The sequence below is a fragment of the Levilactobacillus enshiensis genome (assembly GCF_007115095.1).
In the GTDB taxonomy this organism is placed as follows: Bacteria; Bacillota; Bacilli; order Lactobacillales; family Lactobacillaceae; genus Levilactobacillus; species Levilactobacillus enshiensis.
Genome location: NZ_SULH01000002.1, coordinates 211,213 through 231,280, shown reverse-complemented (window position 1 = coordinate 231,280; position 20,068 = coordinate 211,213). Strand labels below are relative to the sequence as shown.

Annotated in this window: 15 protein-coding genes; 13 read left to right on the top strand and 2 right to left on the bottom strand. The window is 49.2% G+C overall.

The window, feature by feature from the left end:
• Positions 1-148: 148 nt before the first annotated feature.
• Entirely contained in the window at positions 149-1,090 is a 942-nt protein-coding gene (locus FAY32_RS03690; RefSeq protein ID WP_143462104.1) for a nucleoside hydrolase, read from the bottom strand.
• A 264-nt stretch (positions 1,091-1,354) separates the two neighbouring features.
• A complete protein-coding gene (locus FAY32_RS03685; RefSeq protein ID WP_143462103.1) occupies positions 1,355-1,681 on the bottom strand; it encodes a PepSY domain-containing protein in 327 nt (108 codons plus the stop codon).
• Between the two features lie 176 nt (positions 1,682-1,857).
• Here FAY32_RS03685 and FAY32_RS03680 point away from each other — a divergent pair, with 176 nt between their 5' ends.
• From FAY32_RS03680 to FAY32_RS03620, 13 genes are all read left to right on the top strand, one after another.
• On the top strand, positions 1,858-2,190 hold the full coding sequence (locus tag FAY32_RS03680) for a thioredoxin family protein (protein WP_048731952.1): 333 nt from the start codon (positions 1,858-1,860) through the stop codon (positions 2,188-2,190).
• 22 nt (positions 2,191-2,212) lie between these two features.
• Positions 2,213-2,851, top strand: coding sequence for a YtpR family tRNA-binding protein (gene ytpR / locus FAY32_RS03675; RefSeq protein WP_143462102.1), 639 nt, complete (start codon positions 2,213-2,215; stop codon positions 2,849-2,851).
• 342 nt (positions 2,852-3,193) lie between these two features.
• Positions 3,194-6,064 carry a DNA translocase FtsK gene (locus FAY32_RS03670; protein WP_143462101.1) on the top strand — a complete coding sequence of 957 codons (2,871 nt, stop codon included), beginning with the start codon at positions 3,194-3,196 and terminating at the stop codon, positions 6,062-6,064.
• A 139-nt stretch (positions 6,065-6,203) separates the two neighbouring features.
• Positions 6,204-7,535, top strand: coding sequence for a UDP-N-acetylmuramate--L-alanine ligase (gene murC, locus FAY32_RS03665; protein WP_143462139.1), 1,332 nt, complete (start codon positions 6,204-6,206; stop codon positions 7,533-7,535).
• Between the two features lie 393 nt (positions 7,536-7,928).
• Positions 7,929-8,639 (top strand): Bax inhibitor-1/YccA family protein, encoded by a 711-nt coding sequence (locus FAY32_RS03660; RefSeq protein ID WP_143462100.1) that lies wholly within the window; start codon positions 7,929-7,931, stop codon positions 8,637-8,639.
• 199 nt (positions 8,640-8,838) lie between these two features.
• A complete protein-coding gene (gene polA, locus FAY32_RS03655; RefSeq protein ID WP_143462099.1) occupies positions 8,839-11,499 on the top strand; it encodes a DNA polymerase I in 2,661 nt (886 codons plus the stop codon).
• A gap of 20 nt (positions 11,500-11,519) precedes the next feature.
• Positions 11,520-12,380, top strand: a complete 861-nt coding sequence (gene mutM, locus FAY32_RS03650) for a bifunctional DNA-formamidopyrimidine glycosylase/DNA-(apurinic or apyrimidinic site) lyase (RefSeq protein WP_143462098.1) — start codon at positions 11,520-11,522, stop codon at positions 12,378-12,380.
• A complete protein-coding gene (gene coaE / locus FAY32_RS03645) occupies positions 12,373-12,978 on the top strand; it encodes a dephospho-CoA kinase (protein ID WP_143462097.1) in 606 nt (201 codons plus the stop codon). The genes mutM and coaE overlap by 8 nt, the downstream gene beginning before the upstream one ends.
• Before the next feature lie 229 nt (positions 12,979-13,207).
• Positions 13,208-13,708, top strand: coding sequence for a transcriptional regulator NrdR (gene nrdR / locus FAY32_RS03640; protein ID WP_048731935.1), 501 nt, complete (start codon positions 13,208-13,210; stop codon positions 13,706-13,708).
• Between the two features lie 3 nt (positions 13,709-13,711).
• Positions 13,712-15,079, top strand: a complete 1,368-nt coding sequence (locus FAY32_RS03635; protein ID WP_143462096.1) for a replication initiation and membrane attachment family protein — start codon at positions 13,712-13,714, stop codon at positions 15,077-15,079.
• A gap of 3 nt (positions 15,080-15,082) precedes the next feature.
• Complete coding sequence (gene dnaI / locus FAY32_RS03630) at positions 15,083-16,009, top strand: primosomal protein DnaI (protein ID WP_143462095.1); 927 nt, start codon at positions 15,083-15,085, stop codon at positions 16,007-16,009.
• 387 nt (positions 16,010-16,396) lie between these two features.
• Positions 16,397-18,340, top strand: a complete 1,944-nt coding sequence (thrS, locus tag FAY32_RS03625) for a threonine--tRNA ligase (RefSeq protein WP_143462094.1) — start codon at positions 16,397-16,399, stop codon at positions 18,338-18,340.
• Positions 18,341-18,582: 242 nt separating this feature from the next.
• Positions 18,583-20,067, top strand: coding sequence for an MDR family MFS transporter (locus FAY32_RS03620; RefSeq protein ID WP_143462093.1), 1,485 nt, complete (start codon positions 18,583-18,585; stop codon positions 20,065-20,067).
• Position 20,068: the final 1 nt, after the last annotated feature.

Here is a 20,068-nt window from a genome sequence, read left to right as displayed (position 1 = left end):
AAAGTCGTTTTATTTTGCCATGATGGTACCGCAACGTAGACCGGTGAGAATGCAGATTGAGGTCACATGATGACGAGCAAGAATCGCTGTTGCGCTAGTAAATCGCTGATGATTCCGTTCGGTCAAGCGGCGTGTGCATGGTCGATTGCTAGTAGCGACGTGTTGCAGACTTGGCGAGGGTATCGAAGCGGTTGTAGAATTGATCCTTGTCGACTTGAGTAACGAGCGTAACGGGACGGCCATTAGGCGTAATGAACGTGCGACCGGCACCGTGCCCCGTTGTTAGCACGTCACTGTGAACGACCGTGGCGTCAACGATTTCAGGATAACGGCTGGTCAGCGTGGTCAGCACGTCCCACAAATAGTAGGTGGAGTCAGCTTCAAACGCCATGACTAATGAGTAACCGTAGCCAATCAGTTCCATGGCAGGGTAGCGGCGGAGTTCGGCCCAATGTTGACGCAGGTCGGCCGTTAGTGGGATCTGATCGGTACTTTCCAAGCCAACCATTTGAATGTCGATATCGGTGTCCCAGACCGTTTTAACGGCCTCTGGGTCCCAAAAAGCGTTCCATTCCATGGTGCCATCTTGGTCGGGTTCACTGACGTTACCTTGGTTATTCATCGTTCCACCCATCCAGTAGAGCTTGTCGATCTTGGCCGTGATGGTGGGATCGATTGCCAATGCACGAGCCAGATCAGTCAGGGGACCAGTCATGACCAGTGTTGTTTTACCAGGGGTTTGTTGGAGCTTCTCAATCATATCTAGGTGGGCAGGCTTTGTGGCCGCAGGTGTTGAGATGAACCCGCGTTCGTTGAGCACCGGAAAATTGTCAAACGAGTAGGCCGAAAGTCGCCAATTTTGTGGAAATTGATGAACGGGTCGTGAGTTCGACGTTGCGACGGCCAACGATTGGTGCGGTTGACCAAAGAGATCAATTATTTTTCGCGAGGCCGAGGCAGCGGGCTCCACGTAAGAATCAGCGCCGACCACGCCGACACCAGTTAAATTGATATCGGGCATCTGCAGAAGGAGTAACAGGGAAACGAGGTCATCAACGTTACCATCATGATTGAAATAGACATTTTGCAAGCCAAAACACTCCTTATATGATTACAAATTCTCAAAAGTATAGCATATAAGTTCGTGATTTAACAGCGTAATTGTTGATTAGTTTATTTATAAGCGATGGTAAAACGTAAAACCCGAAATATAAACCGATTTACCTTTTTGCTATGAAAGGATATCTAAGATCAATTTAGTTTGTTGGGTGACCTGTTTTACTTAGAAACTAAAGGCAACAAAAAAGAGCCAACAACGTAATGGTTAGCTCCCAAATGGATTTTAAATTAATGTTTAAAGCCGATGAATGTCGAGGACACTTCCGGTTTTGGCGTCGGCAATAAACTGGTACTGAACCAATTGATTGTCCTCGTAACGGGTGATCCCCCCATAATAGGCTTCCGTTTTCACCGCAAATTTCTGGAACGGTACGGCATGTTTCTCAATCCACGCACCTTCAATCGGGGATTCTTGTCGGAATTGCCGCTTGACTTGATCCAAAATATTGTCGGGATCCAAACGAGAAAAGCCACCGAAAAGTCGCGTGATGAAAATGCCCATCAGGCCTCCGAGCACACCGGTGAGACTTAATTGATACAATTGTCCATTTTTAGCAGTCATGCTACCGCCTCCTTAAGCAGGTTAATGTTGGGCACTACTCCCATCACTTCTGCCACCAGTATAACAATGATTGCCGCGAAGTTCCCGTAAAAAGACAAAAATCGTGTAAATTCCTTTTGGCATGCTATAATAGTTCTTGTGTAACTTTCAAAACTAAAATAAGGGAGTGCTTATTCATGGAACAATTACCCAAGATGTCTGCCGCTGAATTAAAGGACGTTGTCAAAGACGGCAAGACCATGTTATTCTTCTCCGCGACCTGGTGCCCAGACTGCGCGTTCATTAAGCCAGCAATGCCAGCAATCGAAGCGGAATATCCTGACTTTAAGTTCATCGCTGTTGATCGTGACGAAAATATCGATTTAGCTGTTGAACTTAACGTATTTGGCATTCCTAGTTTCATCGCTTACGCCGATGGTGAAGAGATTGGCCGGTTGGTGAACAAAGATCGTAAGACTAAAGCAGAGGTAGAAGAATTTATTAATTCTTTGGCAACCAACGCCGACTAAACCCGTTGGAAAGGATTCAGACATGTTAATTGCTAGTTACAATCCCCAAGAATTAGGGGACACTTTAATTGTTGTCGTGGCGCAAGATTCCGCTGAACAAGCGCACACGGTGCGGGATAATATTGCCCGTATTTATGATTCAGCTACGGAAAAGACGCTGGGGTACAACTTCTTGGCGATTTCCGAAATTTTACCAGATATCAGTGGCTTGGGGCAGGTTCACCTGTCAGCTGACGATGTGGCCGCTTTAAATGCTGCCTTGGAAAAGGCTGGTTTTGCCGGTGAATTGGTTGCTGAAACACGTTCACGCTTCGTTGTGGGCTACGTGAAGACCGCCGATCCCCATCCTGATTCCGACCACCTCTTGGTCACGGAGACCGTCGTGGATAATGACGAATCGTTACAGATCGTCAGTGGTTCACCTAACATGCAGGCTGACATCAAGGTCGTTGTGGCCAAGGTGGGGGCGATGATGCCCAATGGTCTGATTATCTGGCCAGGTGAATTACGGGGCGTTGCCAGCAATGGGATGATTTGTTCCGGTCGTGAGCTGGGCTTAGCAAATGCACCGCAAAAGCCGGGTGCATTGATCTTGCCCGATGACTATGAAGTGGGCGAACCGTTTGATTTTGAACGGGGCCAAACTATTTTTAAAGCTTAAGAAACATTACAAAGCGGGACAGACCTTGTCGTCTACCCGCTTTTTTGTGTACAATGGTGTAGACTAACTCTGTTGCGTCTATGCTTTGGCAATGAAGACTGAGCAAAGCCAACTGACCGTCTAGCTGAACTGAGATTGATATGCGCAACAAGGCTGGGTAATAGTGTCAGTGGACGCAAGGTTATCTGCGCCAATGCTAGGAGATATGCGGGTGTTGGCGTAATTTAAATTAAAAAAATGATTTTTAAAAATTCAGGGAATGAGTATAGCGGCCGTTTTGGGCGGCCTCTCCTCCCGTAGCAAAAAAGTGGTAAGGCGTGTACTTATCAAGGAGGAAGCAACATGGAACATTATGATGGACCGGCCTTTTACCGGAAATTTCCAGTAGAACCAACCCCTGAACAATTGGAAGACACGACGAATGAACGTGCCCAGCGACAAGTGAAGGAACGTAAAGCCCGTAATGACCGTATTCGTTTGCGTGAAGAACGACAGAAGCAGCCGCTGACCTCTGAAAAAGAGCGGACGGTTATGCCGACTTCAACGGCACAAACACAAGCGACATCGGAAAAGCCAACGACCAGTACGGGGAATTATCGGCCATTTCAGGTCACTGAGATCCCTAAGCAACTCCACTGGACACGACCAACCTTGGAATCACGTCGCCGTTATCAGCGACTGATTGCCAGTTTACATAAGAGCGACGCCAGCTTCTTTTTGTTTGGGCGGGCAGAGGATGCGACACGCCCCACGACAACGCTTAATGATGCCGTTCAAAAAACTACAATACCGACTGTTGACTCGAAAAAAACAGTTGTGAAACATGACTTGCAACCGGCAACCTCCGTTAGTTTAACGGTAACAGCTTCCCATGAGGCCAAGGTCCCCGTGTCATTAGCTGATACCAGCGTCACACCGCCGGTTGCGACTGTGGCCACGCTAACTGCCGCTGACCCTACCGTTGCTGATGACGCAACGTCGGAAGCAGCGCCAACGGAGATCTTCTATCCGACAGCATCAAGCGTGTCAGCTGAACCGGCCGCTGAGCTTGAAGATAAGACGGCTGCGGATAAGCCTGAATCAGAGGCTGAGTCGACACCAGAACCCACTGCAAAAGCAACTTCTGTGTCAGAGTCAGATACAGATTTGACTTCAGTAGCAGAAGTAACCGCTGAGCGAACAACAAGTAAAGCTTCTGAAAACTTGGCAGCGAGGACCACAGAATTATCAGCGACTGATGCTAAAACGACTGCGGCGCCCGCCAAGCCAGTTGCCGAGACAACGTATCTACCGGTAGGCTCGGCTGGGGATTCTGCCAGTCAACGGCCATCCACGGTACCTGTTAGTGAAACGGCTCCGCACGATGAGCAGCCTAAGCATCCGACCGACACAGCAGTTGATGGTGCTGACCACCCCGCCGAAGTGGCTAAGCTTTTAGCGCGCGCCGATGCTGACGCGCCTAGTGAAGCCACCTCTGACTCAGAGGCAGAAACGGTTGCTGATCATGACGTGACCGATGCCGAAGAGGGGAGTGAACCGGCAGCCACAAATGGCGATATGACCACCTCTGAGGCGACATCATCGGTCGTGAATAATCATGCGAAAAACGTGGCACCGGCGAAGCCAAAAGCTAAACCAAGTCGCGGCTTAGGGCATTCACTGGGTGACATTATGCAAGAGGAGGGCAATGACCAACGTAATTTAGCACTCTTTGATCGGCCAACGCCGGCAACAGTAGAATCAGAGAACGAAGAACCGACCGACCGGGGTTATCATTTCCCAGACTTAAGCTTATTGCCGAACCCCGTCGTACCTGATGAAGAGGCCTTAGACGAATGGATCGAACACCAAGCAGAAGTTTTAGATGCCACGTTAAGTGCCTTCCACGTCGATGCGCATGTGACCGACTGGACGGTCGGCCCGACGGTGACACAGTTCCAAATCAGCTTAGCGCTTGGAGTTAAGGTCAATAAGATCACGAACCTCAATGATGACCTGAAGCTCGCCTTGGCAGCGAAGGATATCCGAATCGAAGCGCCAATTCCTGGGAAGACAACGGTCGGTATTGAAATTCCGAACCTGAAGTCCCGACCAGTAATGCTGTCAGAAATTCTGAATTCGGCAGCCTTTAAGAAGAGTGAGTCCCCATTGACCGTGGCATTAGGGGTCGACCTATTTGGGAAACCGCAAGTAACAGATCTACGTAAGATGCCCCATGGCCTGATTGCTGGGGCCACCGGCTCTGGGAAGAGTGTGTTCATCAACTCCTTACTTCTGTCGATTCTATATAAGGCCACACCCAAGCAGGTCAAGTTGCTGTTGATTGATCCGAAGGCCGTTGAAATGGCACCTTATGATGCGTTGCCACACCTATTGTCACCAGTGATTTCCGACCCGAAGGCCGCTGCGGCAGCTTTGAAATGGGTCGTGACCGAAATGGACGAACGCTACGAGAAATTAGCGGCAGCCGGTGTTCGGAACATTGAGCAATTCAATGACCGCGCCGATGCCAACGATGAACCTGCGTTGAAGATGCCGTACATCGTGATTATTATTGACGAATTGGCGGACTTAATGATGATGGCGGCAAGTGAAGTTCAGGATTACATTGTTCGAATCACGCAAAAGGCTCGAGCAGCTGGGATTCATTTACTAGTTGCCACGCAACGGCCAAGTGTCGATATTGTGACCGGGACGATTAAGAATAATATTCCAACCCGAATCGCCTTCATGGTTTCCAGTCAGATTGACTCCCGAACTATCTTGGACACGGCAGGGGCCGAAAACCTACTTGGCCGTGGGGATATGCTATATTTGGGTAACGGGGCAAGTCAACCCATGCGACTACAAGGGGCCTTTGTTGAATCCGAAGTGGATGCCGTCACGGATTTTGTGCGGACACAGGGTCAGCCACATTATGCCTTTGAGCCCAAGGGTTTACTTCAACGGGAGACTGCTGAAGAAAATCAAGACGAGCTCTTACCGAAAGTTCTGGACTATATTGCCCAAGAAAAGTCGGTCTCCACGTCTAAACTCCAACGGGTCTTTTCAATCGGCTACAATCGCGCAGCCAATCTGATTGACGACTTGGAGCAGCACCACTACGTTTCGCCGCAACATGGTTCAAAACCACGTGAAGTTTATTTAACACCCGAAGACTTAGGCAAAAAGTTACCGGAACCTCATGACCAAAGTGCACCATTCTCATCTTAGCTTGAATAGTCCTCACGTGTCTTTAATCGCCCAGTTCTTTTATGGGGGTGGGGGATATGCTAAAATGAAAGTAGTGTCACTCAGTCGGTTGGGGGGACCAGTGGCCTTTGCCGAAGAGAGTAGAAAAGAGGATCATTTAATGGATAACGCAACGGTGTATCATTTTGTTGGAATTAAAGGATCAGGGATGAGTGCCCTCGCTCTGATTTTGCATGATAAGGGCTTTAAGGTTCAAGGTTCAGATATTACGCAGTACACGTTTACCCAACGTGGCTTGGAACAGGCTGGAATCGACGTCATGGCATTTGACGAAGCCAACATTCACGAGGGGTTAACGGTAATTGCCGGGAACTCCTTTACGGATGACCATCCTGAAATCAAGAAGGCCCGCGAGATGGGCTTACCAGTATACCGCTACCATGAATTCTTAGGACACTTGATCGAAGGCTACACGAGCATTGGGGTTGCTGGTGCACACGGGAAGACCAGCACGACTGGTTTACTGGCTCACGTCTTGAGCGGTGTTGCGCCAACGTCTTACTTGATTGGTGACGGCACTGGAAAGGGGACGCCAAACGCCCGCTTCTTCGTGTACGAGGCTGATGAATATCGGCGTCATTTCTTGGCAACGAAGCCAGACTACGCCATCATGACCAACATTGATTTTGATCACCCTGACTACTATACCGGCATCGATGATGTTTATAGCGCGTTTGAAACTTGGTCTAACCAGGTCAAAAAGGGTATTTTTGCTTGGGGTGATGACCCTGAGCTGCGGAAGCTTAAGACCGACGTGCCAGTCTATTACTACGGGACTAGTGACCGCGACGACTTCCAGGCCAAGAACATCAAACGTTCAACAACGGGGTCGACGTTTGACGTTTACCATGATGATGAATTCTTAGGTAACTTTGAGATTCACTTGTACGGTGAACATAACGTGCTGAACAGTCTGGCTGTTATTGCCGTGGCTTACTTTGAAAAGGTCGATATGGCCGAAATCAAACGTGAACTGGTCGACTTCAAGGGCGTTAAGCGTCGGTTTACGGAACGTAAGTTAGCCGACATGACCATCATTGATGACTATGCACACCATCCATCCGAAATCAAGGCAACGTTGGACGCTGCTCGGCAAAAATATCCAGACAAAGAAATCATTGCCGTCTTCCAGCCACATACGTTTAGCCGGACGATTGCGTTGATGGATGACTTTGCTAAGAGCTTGAACTTAGCGGACAAGGTCTTCTTGACCAACATCTTCAGTTCAGCTCGTGAAACGCAAGGTGCTGTCTCCAGCAAGGACTTGGCTGCTAAGATTGCTAAGGGTGGCGAGATTCTGACTGTTGATAACATGTCACCTCTGCTGGACTTCCACGATGCTGTGGTCGTCTTCATGGGTGCCGGCGATGTTCAGAAATACGAACGCGCTTACGAAGAATTATTGAGTCACTTATCATTAAAGAATAACTAATTAAAATAAAGGTCAGTAACCATAGCGGGAAGCCGTAATGGTCGCTGACCTTTTTGAGTGGTGACCTTCAGCTTGAAAGCTTAAATTCGGGTCTCATCCCAATGGATAAGTTATTCTCAGAGTCGTCTGAGAACACAATGTAAGCCGAGAGATTGGCCGATATGAGCTCAGGCGCACCGCTCCAGCCCATATTTGCCGGCCGGTAAGGCGACCCAACTACCATGTTACCTAGTTTGAGGTTCGATTCTTAGTTTTTGGTCGAAACGGGTGCTTTCACGACTGATTACTTGTGTTTATCGTCAGATTTGATAAAATATATTCAATAAACCTAGAAACTGGTCGTCAAAAGTGGCGGCTAAGTCGGGAATTGATTTGAAAAAAAGGAGCGTTTCAATGAACAACTTTGATCAGCAGCCCCGCGCAACAGTTAACACCGAGGTTGGCTTAAATGCCTTTCTAACCAAGATGTTTGGATGGATGGGCTTAGCAGTTTTAGTTTCCGCCGCTACTGCCTTCGTAATGGCAACGCAATTTAGTGGTGCCGTTCTGAGCCTGAGCCGTGGTGGTTTGTTGGTACCAATCATCGTTTGGTTTATCTTACCATTCGTGATTAGTGGTCAATCGATGAAACGTCCGACTGTCGCTTTCGTGGGCCTGATGGCGTACGCGGTGGTTACTGGGGTCGTCATTTCGACGTATACGCTGTATTACTCGAGCGCATCAATGACTGCCGCCTTTGTTTCCAGTGCTGCCATCTTTGTTAGCATGGCTGGCTTCGGACTCTTTACCAAGCGTGACCTGACAAAGGTTGGGACGCAAGCAACGGCCGCTTTAATCGGAATCATTGTTGCCGTACTCGTGAATGCCTTCCTGGTAAAGAGCGTGATGGTCTCCCTGATTTTCTCAGTGATCACGGTCATCATCTTTGCAGTTTTGACGGCTTGGGACACACAACGGATGCAAAAGATGTACCTGCAATATGGGGATCAAGTCTCCACGACTGGTTTGGCTGTCAACGGGGCCTTGCAACTGTACTTGGACTTCGTTAACTTATTCTTACAACTCTTACAAATTTTCGGTATTTTTGGTGGCGGACGCGACTAAAAGAATCGTTGAACGTCAGAAGTATTGGGCTTGAACCAATACTTCTTTTTTTATGGTTTCGAGTTTGACGATTTTTTTGGTAAAATAGAGACAGAACGTTTAGCGGTAGACTTAGATCTGCCGACTAGGCGAAGACGGATACATTTCAGATGAACTAAACTACTCGAGTACGGAAAACCAGGCTCGAAAGGAGCGTCACATGGCAGAGAAACGATTGTTATTGATTGATGGGAACAGTGTCACCTTCAAGGCCTTCTTCGCGTTGTACACGGCGTTAGGCAAATTCACCAACAGTGAAGGCCTGCACACGAACGCCATTTATGGGTTCAACACGATGCTGGAGACCATGCTGGACACAGTAAAGCCAACGCACGCTTTAGTCGCATTCGATGCCGGGAAGACGACTTTCCGGACAAAAATGTACGATGATTACAAGGGTGGTCGGGCGAAGACGGCGCCAGAACTGTCCGAACAATTTCCGTACGTGAAAGAGCTCTTAGCGGCTCGCGGGATTCAGACTTATGAATTACCCGACTACGAAGCCGACGATATTATCGGAACGTTAGCCAAACAAGCTGAAGACGCTGGCTTCACCACGACCATTGTGACCGGGGACCGCGACTTGACGCAATTGACTGACGATCACACGACGGTTTCCATTTCCAAAAAGGGTGTCAGTGACATCGAGCACTACACACCGGCTTACGTGAAAGAAAAAATGGGCGTTACCCCTGCTCAGATTATTGATATCAAAGGTCTTCAAGGCGATAATTCCGACAACTATCCTGGTGTGACCGGCGTGGGACCTAAGCGTGCCGTCGATCTGATCGGTAAGTATGGCAGCATTGAAAACCTGTACGACCATATTGACGAAATCACAGCCAAAAAACTTAAGGAACACTTGGTCGCCGACCACGAGCAGGCATTACTGTCGAAAAAGTTAGCCACCATTTTACGGGACGCACCGGTTGAAAAAAAGGTTGAAGACTTAGTCTACCAAGGGGACGACCAGGAAAAATTAGTCGAATTTTATCAACGGATGAACTTTAACCAATTTTTGAGCAAAATGAGCGTGGATGGCGCCGCCCCAACCGCAACCCCCGGGTTAAAGGACGTTCAGTTTACGGTACTTAAAGCTGATAACTTGAGCGACCTGCCCGCATTTACCGATGGCTGTGAATTCTACCTTGAAATGTTGGATGAAAATTATCATACGGCCCATCTCGATGGCTTTGTCATCGGCGACCAGGATCAATGGTGGGTCAGTCGTGATGTGACGCTCTTACAACAGGCGCCACTAAAAGCCTTACTGGAATCGACGGACATTAAGAAACAGGTCTTTGATGCGAAGCGGACTTACGTCGGGTTACGACGATTAGAGATCACGCTAGCCGGTGTCGACTGTGATCTCTTACTCTGCTCTTACTTACTGAACACCTATGACAACAGTAACGATCTCGGTCGGGTCGCTATGGAACACGGCTATCATCAAGTAGCAACTGATGAAGACATCTATGGTAAGGGCGCTAAAGCGGCAATCCCAGCTGATGATGTTGATTTCTTCTCCCACCTTGCTAGAAAGGCGCGGGCGATTGAAAACTTGCGACCACAGTTATTTAAGGGATTGGCCGAAAACGAACAGACACAGCTTTACCAGGACATTGAATTACCCATGGCCTTTGTTTTAGCTCGGATGGAAGTTGCCGGTATCACGGTTCAAGCCAGTGAACTAGAAGCCATGGGCAGTAAATTTACGGAACAGCTGGCCGAGATTGAACAGACGATTTACAACGAGGCTGGTGAAGAATTTAATATTGGGTCGCCGAAGCAGTTGGGACATATCCTCTTTGAAAAGATGGGTTTGCCCGCAATCAAGAAGACCAAGACCGGTTACTCGACGGCGGTCGGTGTGTTGGAAAAGTTAGCGGCTGAGGCGCCAATCGCGGAAAATATCTTGAAATATCGGAAAATCGCTAAGATTCAGTCGACTTACGTAGAGGGGCTGCTGAAGGTGATTCACCCTGATGATCACAAGGTCCACACCCGGTACCTGCAGACGCTGACGCAAACGGGGCGGCTGTCTTCTGTTGATCCTAACCTGCAAAATATTCCGGTTCGTAACGAAGAGGGCCGAGCAATTCGAAAGGCCTTTGTTCCGCGCCATCCCGGTTGGCAGATCTTCTCGTCTGACTACTCACAGATTGAACTGCGGGTCTTGGCCCACATGAGTCACGACGCCAATATGCAGGAGGCCTTCCGTGAAGGCGAAGACATCCATGCGGCAACGGCACGACGAATCTTTAAGATGGGTCCGGATGAGGCGGTCACACCAAATATTCGGCGTCAAGCTAAGGCGGTTAACTTTGGAATCGTGTACGGCATCAGTGACTTTGGCTTGTCACAAAATATTGGTATCAGTCGCAAGCAGGCCAAGAACTTTATTGACACCTACTTTGAAGAATATCCCGGCGTAAAAGCCTACACGGAGCGCATGGTTCAACAAGCTCATGAATTGGGCTATGTTGAGACGATTGCTCATCGCCGGCGGTACTTGCCAGACATCAATTCGCGAAACTTTAATCAACGCTCCTTTGCCGAACGAACGGCGATGAACACACCAATTCAAGGGAGTGCGGCTGATATTATTAAAATCGCAATGATTCGAATGGAAGATGCCATCAAGGACATGCAGGCGACCATGTTGCTGCAAGTCCACGATGAGTTGATTTTTGAAGCTCCAGCAGAAGAAATTGAAACGTTGGCCAAACTAGTGCCGAGTGTGATGGATTCTGCGATTGATCTAGAAATTCCGTTGAAGGTGGAAAGTCACTACGGACCTACCTGGTACGATGCCAAGTAGGGTAAAAGGAGAGACGGTTTATGCCAGAATTACCAGAAGTTGAAACGGTTCGGCGCGGGCTGAATCGGTTAGTAGCCGGTGCTGCCATTGATCACGTTGAGGTTTTTTATCCGAAGATGGTCACGCCAGACCGTGATGAGTTTACGGCCGAATTGATTGGTCGGCAGATTGAGCGGATCGATCGGCGGGGCAAGTACCTCCTTTTTCGGTTCAGTGGCGACTTGACGATGGTGTCTCACCTGCGAATGGAAGGCAAGTATGATGTCCAGCCCGAGGGGAGCCCCATTACCAAGCACACCCACGTGGTCTTTCATTTGAAAGACGACCGGGAACTGCGGTACACGGATACCCGTAAGTTTGGGCGTATGCGGCTAGTACCAACGGGGCAAGAGGCTGCGGCCATGCCATCGTTGGCTAAGATGGGGCCGGAACCAACCGAGGAAACATTGACGCTAGCTTACATGCAAACAATTTTTGGAAAATCGCATAAAGTGGTCAAACCTTTCTTACTTGACCAATCACGAATTGCGGGTCTGGGAAATATCTATGCCGATGAGGTGTTATGGCTGTCAAAGATCAATCCCCTAACGCCGGCTAACGAGCTGACCAAGGCCCAGCTGGCAACGTTACGTCAAAGCATCATTGAAGAGATGGCATTGGCGATTCAGGGCCATGGCACTACCGTTCATTCATTTTCTACAGCCTTCGGTGAGGCCGGTCAATTTCAGAATCATTTGCACGTCTACGGTCGCGAGGGAGAACCTTGTGAGCGTTGCGGGACCGAAATTGAAAAGATCAAGGTTGCCCAACGTGGTACGCATTTCTGCCCGAAGTGTCAGCCGTTACCGGCGTCAGCCTTGGAGGCGTTTGACCGTGACTGAAGTATGGGGATTAACGGGTGGCATTGCGACTGGTAAATCAACAGTGAGTGGTTGGCTGAAAGCAGCGGGATTGCCTGTGATCGATGCCGATGTGATCGCCCGAAAAGTGGTGGCACCAGGAACTTTAGGCCTGCAACAGATTGTGGCAACTTTTGGCAAATCGTATTTGGCAGCAGGTGAACTGAATCGTAAGCAGCTCGGTCAATTGGTCTTCCGTGAACCGGCGCAGTTGAAACGACTTGAGGCCATTACGACGCCGTTGATTCAAGCCGAAATTCAACGGCAACTAGCGGACTACCGGCAGAAGAAAGCGCCCGTTGTCATCGTTGATGCACCGACTTTCTTTGAGGTCGGTTACCTTGAGGCGTTGACTGATCATGTCATGGTGGTTGCAACGGATGTGGCCACACAAAAGCAGCGCTTGATGGCGCGTGACCAGCTTTCGGCGGCGGATGCCCAAGCGCGGATGGACCGCCAATGGCCAATCGAAAAAAAGGTCGCCCGCGCAACCGTTGTCATTGATAATGGGGGAACGATTGCCGAAACGCGGCAACAAGTGGTAAAATGGCTTGACACGAACAACTTAAAGCCATTTTGAGATGAGAACGATTAGTTGCATCTGGTGATGAGCATGATATTGGTAAGGCTACGCCAGTTTTTCAGTAGGTGTCATTACGGACTAGGGCGTGGGTGTCTGTTTTGAGGCCATCTGGCAGTCAGTGGCTTGGCGCCACCAACGGGCTGAATCCTGTCCATTGCGGTGTCGCTAATTAAATGAGTTTTGATGATGAGAGAAAACGGAATTAAATTTAACGAGGTGACCAAATATGCAGTGTCCACACTGTCATCATAACGGATCACGGGTCGTCGATAGTCGGCCCACCGACGACGGTCGGGTAATCCGTCGGCGCCGTGAGTGTGAGAGCTGCGGCTTTCGGTTCACGACATTTGAACGGGTCGAAGTGACACCGTTACTGGTAATTAAGAAGAATGGAACGCGGGAAGAATTTAACCGTGAAAAAATCTTGAAGGGCATTATTCGCTCGGCCGAAAAGCGACCGGTGGGGATGGACGTCATGACCGATATTGTCGATAGCGTTGAGAATAAGATTCGGGCGCTGGGGGTCAATGAAATTTCCAGTCAGTTGATTGGGGAGTACGTGATGGACAAACTGGTCGACGTTGACGAAATTGCTTATATTCGATTCGCCAGTGTTTATCGACAGTTCAAGGATACCGGCGTCTTCTTTAACGAACTGAAGGATATGCTCGATAAGGATAAAGAAAAGGCTAAAAAAGAATCAAATGGGCAAAGCGAGGCGAAGTAGGGTATGGAAGATTCCTGGCACCAATTGAAGCCCAAGACCGGCTTTACGGTTCGGGTAAACGGTCGCATCAGTGACCTGAGTTGGCAAACGTTGACCCAGCTCTACCAGCCCATTTTGGGACCGAGTGCCGCAGGGCTCTTCTCGGCCCTTTTTTGGCTCCCAAATCGGGGAACTTACCAACGTCACACCACGTTATTGGCGGCGTTGGGATTAGACCTGGAACACTTTTACGAGGCACGTATCCGGCTGGAGGCCACAGGACTATTGACGACCATGGTGACCACGCAAGATGATTTGACGGGGTTTGTTTACGAGTTGCACGCGCCATTGGCACCGACGGCATTCTTTAAAGACGATTTGCTCAGCGTTCAGTTATTGGGCGTCATTGGTGAAGAAATGTATCAGCAGCTCATTACGACGACTGTGCCCACATCGTCACCGATGGCTAACGAAAAAGACATTACGAAAAATTTTTTGGAGGTCTTTCACGTAGACGGCCAGGAGTTAAATACGTTGCCAACGGCCGTTACGGACGGTCGGCAACGACTGACGGAAGCGCCAACACATCCAGTTTTGTCAGCCGATGACGAGCCTGACTTTGATTTTAAATTGTTAGGAGAAATTCTAGAGCATTCGTTCATCGACACCCGTGCGGTTCAAGCGAATCGGCAACTGCTATTGACCGAGCACGTGACCTATGGTTTGGATGAAGTCACCATGGCCCGTTATGTGGGTGAGGCGACCGATTTGGCGACAAACAAGTTTGATGCGGAGGCTTTTAAGCGCATCGTTGCGCAACACTTTGGCCAACCACATCGAGTTGCGGCACCGGCAAAGTCGACGACAACACCCGTTGCGACCACGACGGGCACGCCGACATCTGCGGAACAAGCTTTGATCAAGGTTGCTACCGCGACGGCACCGGCAGTTTTTTTACAAGCTATTAAACAGAAAAATGGGGGCTTTGTGACGGACGGAGAACAGCGCATTGTCCGTGACTTGGTTAGCCGCCAACTGTTCCCAGAGGCGGTCTTAAACCTCATGATCTATCACGTTTTAGTTGATGAGGATAAACCCACGTTAAATAAAAATCTGTTGGATACGATTGCCAACGACTGGAGTAAGGCGAAGGTCAACACACCGCAGTTAGCGATTCAAAAGATTCGTGAGCGACAACGGGCGGCGAGTCAGCCGCGTAAGTCGCGGAACCGTCAGCCAACGGTGAAGGAGACGCTGCCGGACTGGGCTAAAAAGCCAGCAGCCGAAACCGCAACGGCAACAACTGCCAAGCTGTCTGCTGAACAACAGCAACGGCTACAAGAACGGATTGCGAAACTTAAAGAAAACCGTCAAGCGGGAAAGGAGGACTAACTCATGGAAGATCTCAGTAAAACCATGCAGCAACTGATGAATCAGCGCCATTTAAACGATAACTATCGCCAATTGATGGCCAAGGTCTATGCAGATCCGCAGGTCACCCAGTTCTATCACGACCATCAAGCAGAGCTGGCAGAAGACGTGATGACGCGCTCGGCAGCCAAACTCTATGAATTCGTGAGTGAACGGGAAAAATTAGCAAAGGGGGGGACGACCTTTGCGACAGGGTATGAGCCGCAGTTGATTGTGTCCAATCACCTCATCGATGTTGCGTACGTGCCCACGGTTGAAACGCAAGAAAAACAGGCCCAACAAGCACTTCGTCAGCGGGTCAAATCGATTGCCATGCCGAAAAATATCCGGGATGCCAGTCTGACTGATTTTGACCAAGATGCCGATCGGGCGGAAGCTTTGATGGCGGTCTTAGATTTTAAAGATGCCTACGAAGCCAGTCCGAAACGTCGCCATCAGGCCTTGTACCTGGCTGGAAGCTTTGGCGTTGGGAAAACCTACCTATTGGCCGCACTGGCCAATGAGTTGGCAACGGATGGCTTCTCCAGCACATTAGTTCACTTTCCAAGTTTTGCGGTCGAAATGAAAAATTCAATTGCCCAAAACGGTGTGGCTGATAAGCTAGATGCCTTGAAGAAGGCACCAGTCTTAATGATTGATGACATTGGGGCAGATGCCATGTCCGCTTGGGTGCGTGACGATATTCTGGGTGTCATTTTGGAATACCGGATGCAAGAGGAATTGCCAACGTTCTTTAGCTCCAATTTCTCCATGCAGCAATTGGAAACGGAACACCTGCGAATCTCAACGCGGGGGGATGATGAACCGCTGAAGGCCCAACGACTGATGCAACGAATTCGGTTCTTAGCTCGCGAAATCACCATGGTCGGTGTCAACCGGCGGCCGCAATAGTAACTTGCCAACCGGTTATTTTCCAGCAATAATCTGGAATAAATTGCCAGCCAATGCTTGACAACGTTCACTGGCAAGTGTTTAATAGTGAGTGAAACCAAGAAGAGCTATGACGAAAGACATGGTGTTTGCGGGATCGTTCACAGGAAGAGTTGGCCTAGCTTGGAAGCCGACTTAGCGACCGCAAGCATTACCGCTTTCCGCAGCTGTCGAAAGGAAATTTTCGGCCGGTTCGTTCCGTTATCGACGATTAGAGTTCACGGGAGTAGTCTCGTGAAAAATATCGGGTGGAACCACGTTATTGACGTCCCCAGTGCCTATTTAGTTAGGTGCTGGGGACTTTTTGCGTCGATGGCCATCCAAAAATCAATGAGGGAGATCATCATTATGGCAGATATTTCAATCAAATTCCCTGATGGTAAGGCCAAAGCCTTTCCAGAAGGGTCAACGCCTGAAGACGTTGCCAAGTCTATTTCCATCAGTTTAGCAAAGAAGGCCGTTGCCGCTAAGTTAGACGGCAAGCTGGTCGACTACCTGACCCCACTCGCTGGTGACGGTGCTATTGAAATCATCACGAAAGACAGCGACGAAGGCTTGAGCGTTCTGCGGAACACGACTGCCGCATTGCTCCGAATTGCCTTGAAGAAGGAATTCCCAGCTATTCGTTTGGGTGAAGTTAGTGCTGATGAAGACGGGTTCTTCGTGGATACTGACAAGGATGACCAACAGGTTAGCGTTGATGAATTGGACGCTTTGGCCGTAATCGTTGAAAAGTTGATCGGCGACAAGTTGCCTATCGAACGGATCTCAGTATCAAAGGCTGATGCTTTGGCCGCTGCCAAGGATGACCCTTATACGACTGAATTGATCAATGCTGTTGCTGGCGACGCCGTTCCCTTCTTGAAGATTGGTGACCACCAAATCTTGAGTGACGGTGCGCAATTGGCCAACACGGGTGACGTTAAGAAGTTCAAGTTACTCTCCGTTGCTGGGGCATACTGGCAAGGCAAGTCTTCAAACCCAATGCTCCAACGGATCTACGGGACGGCCTTCTACAAGCAAGCCGACCTAGATGCTGACTTAGTGAAGCGCCAAGAAGCCCACGACCGTGACCACCGTGTCATTGGGAACCAACTGGACTTGTTCTTCGTTGATCCTAAAGTCGGTGCCGGCTTACCTTACTGGATGCCAAATGGGGCCACGATTCGTCGGACCATCGAACGTTACATCATCGACAAAGAAGTTGCTAACGGTTACCAACACGTTTACACGCCAGTGTTAGCTAACCTGGATCTGTACAAGCAATCCGGTCACTGGGCCCACTACCGTGAAGACATGTTCCCACCAATGGATATGGGTGATGGCGAACAACTTGAATTACGGCCAATGAACTGCCCAAGCCACATTCAAATTTACAACCACCACATCCGTTCTTACCGTGAGTTGCCATTACGAATCGCTGAATTAGGAATGATGCACCGTTACGAAAAGTCCGGTGCCCTGAGTGGGTTACAACGGGTTCGTGAAATGACCTTGAACGATGGTCACACGTTCGTTGCACCAGAACAGATCCAAGATGAATTCAAGAGCATCCTGGACTTGATGGTTAAGGTTTACAAGGACTTTGACATCAAGGACTACACGTTCCGTCTGAGCTACCGTGACCCTAAGAACACGGAAAAGTACTTCGATGACGACGAAATGTGGAATAACGCACAAAAGATGTTGAAGGGTGCCATGGATGACCTTGGCTTACCTTACGTTGAAGCCGAAGGGGAAGCTGCCTTCTACGGTCCTAAGCTGGACGTGCAAACGAAGACGGCCCTTGGGAACGAAGAAACGCTCTCAACTATCCAATTGGACTTCATGTTGCCAGAACGCTTCGACTTACACTATGTCGGTGCCGATGGTGAAGAACACCGTCCAGTGATGATTCACCGTGGGTTGGTTTCAACGATGGAACGGTTCACCGCTTACCTGACTGAAATTTACAAGGGTGCCTTCCCAACTTGGTTAGCACCTAAGCAAGTGACGATCATTCCTGTTTCTGAAGAGAAGCATGGTGCCTACGCTGACAAGTTAGCTGCTGAATTAAAGGCTGCTGACGTGCGGGTCAACGTCGACAAGCGTGGTGAAAAGATGGGTTACCTGATTCGGGACGCCCAAACACACAAGATTCCATACACGTTGGTTGTTGGTGAAGACGAAATGGCTAATGGTACGGTCTCTGTACGGAAGTATGGGGAAGACAACAGTGAATCCATGAGCAGTGATGCCTTCGTCAAGGAAATCTTAAGTGACATCGCTTCATACAGTCGCGAAGAAAACTAGATTGAACTTAATCTCAAAAACACTTGCTGTTCTTGAGACTAATTAAATAGTAGAAAACGAGGTCGCCAACCTAGGCGGCCTCGTTTTCTTTAGCTAGAGTGTCAGGTCGAGAAGTGGTAACGTAGTTAATAGAGTTGCCCGCAGAGACTGGTGTTAGGGAAGCAGATCAGTGACGGTCGTCTTGGAAGTAATAACCTTAACGTATCGGCGTAACTTGTGATGTTAGAAAGAAGATGGTAAAAATGTCACAGCCAAAAACAAATGTGCTCGCCGTGACGATAGCAATTTACGTGGCAACGTTCGTGAGCGCCATTGAAGGGACCATCGTGTCGACAGCCTTGCCCACGATTGTCGGGAATCTACATGGTGTGGCGTTGATGAACTGGGTATTTTCAATCTATTTACTGGCCACGGCGATGGTGACACCGATTTATGGCAAGCTTGCAGATGTGCTTGGCCGTAAGCCAATCATGCAGTTTGGCCTGGGCGTGTTTATCGTGGGATCGGCGATGAGTGGTTTAGCCACTAGCATGCCAGTCCTAATTTTCTGGCGTGCGATTCAAGGTATCGGGGCGGGGGCATTGCTTCCCGTTTCGATGACGATTATTGCCGATATCTATTCGATTGAAAAACGCGCGAAGATTTTGGGAATTACTAACTCTGCCTGGGGCATTGCTGCGGTGTTGGCCCCCTTATTGGGTGGCATCATCATTGACAAGCTCAGCTGGCATTGGATTTTCTTCATCAACGTTCCGATTGGGTTAATTACCATGATATTATTTCAATTATACTTACATGAACCCAAGCGGCAGCGAGAAGAGAGCATCGACTACTTAGGCAGTTTTTGGTTAATGGTGTGTCTACTCAGCTTAATGTTGAGTTTTCAAGAGTTGAGTAACCAGTCCATTGTCTGGGCTGCAGTTATGGGGAGCCTGGTCATCAGTATGGTCAGCCTGATTTTATTCGTTCGGCGGGAAAAGCGAGCGGTCGACCCGATTATTTCGCTAGAACTCTTTAAAAATCGACCGTTTATCGTACAAAATGTGATTGCGGCACTGATTAATGGGTATCTCATGGCGTTGACCGTTTACGTGCCGACTTGGGGTCAGGGAATTCACGGTGTTTCCGCTTCTGAGGCTGGCTTAGCTTTGACGCCCAACTCGCTGATGTGGGTCGTGGGCGCCTTTGCAACGAGTTACTTTTTAGCGCGGTGGACGCCCCGCCGGATCTTATACTTTAGCCTCACCTTCATTTTGGTGGCCGGCTTGGCCCTGGCTTTACTGCCGATCCAGGCGTCGTTTGGCTGGTTCTTTGTGATCACCGCCATCAATGGGTTTGGATTCGGAATCGCCATGACAACGACGACATTGACTTCGCAGCGTTTGGTCTCAGCTGAAAATGTTGGGGTGGCGACCTCATTCAATACGTTAGGGCGGACGATTGGCCAAACGTTGATGGTCTCCATTTTTGGGATTATCCTGAATACGGGGATGCAGCAGGGAATTACACATTCCGCTGGGACGAACATGGCTATGATGAACCGGTTGATTAATCCACAGACGGCGAGTGGGTTGCCAGAAAAATTGTTGCCAACTCTCCGACAGATTCTGTATAATGGGTTACATTGGGTTTACGTCATCGGATTTGGAATCATCGTCTTGACCTTTGTCATCAACCGACTGGATCATAGCAATCAGGTTTTAGGCAGTGGCGCGACCGATGATTAAA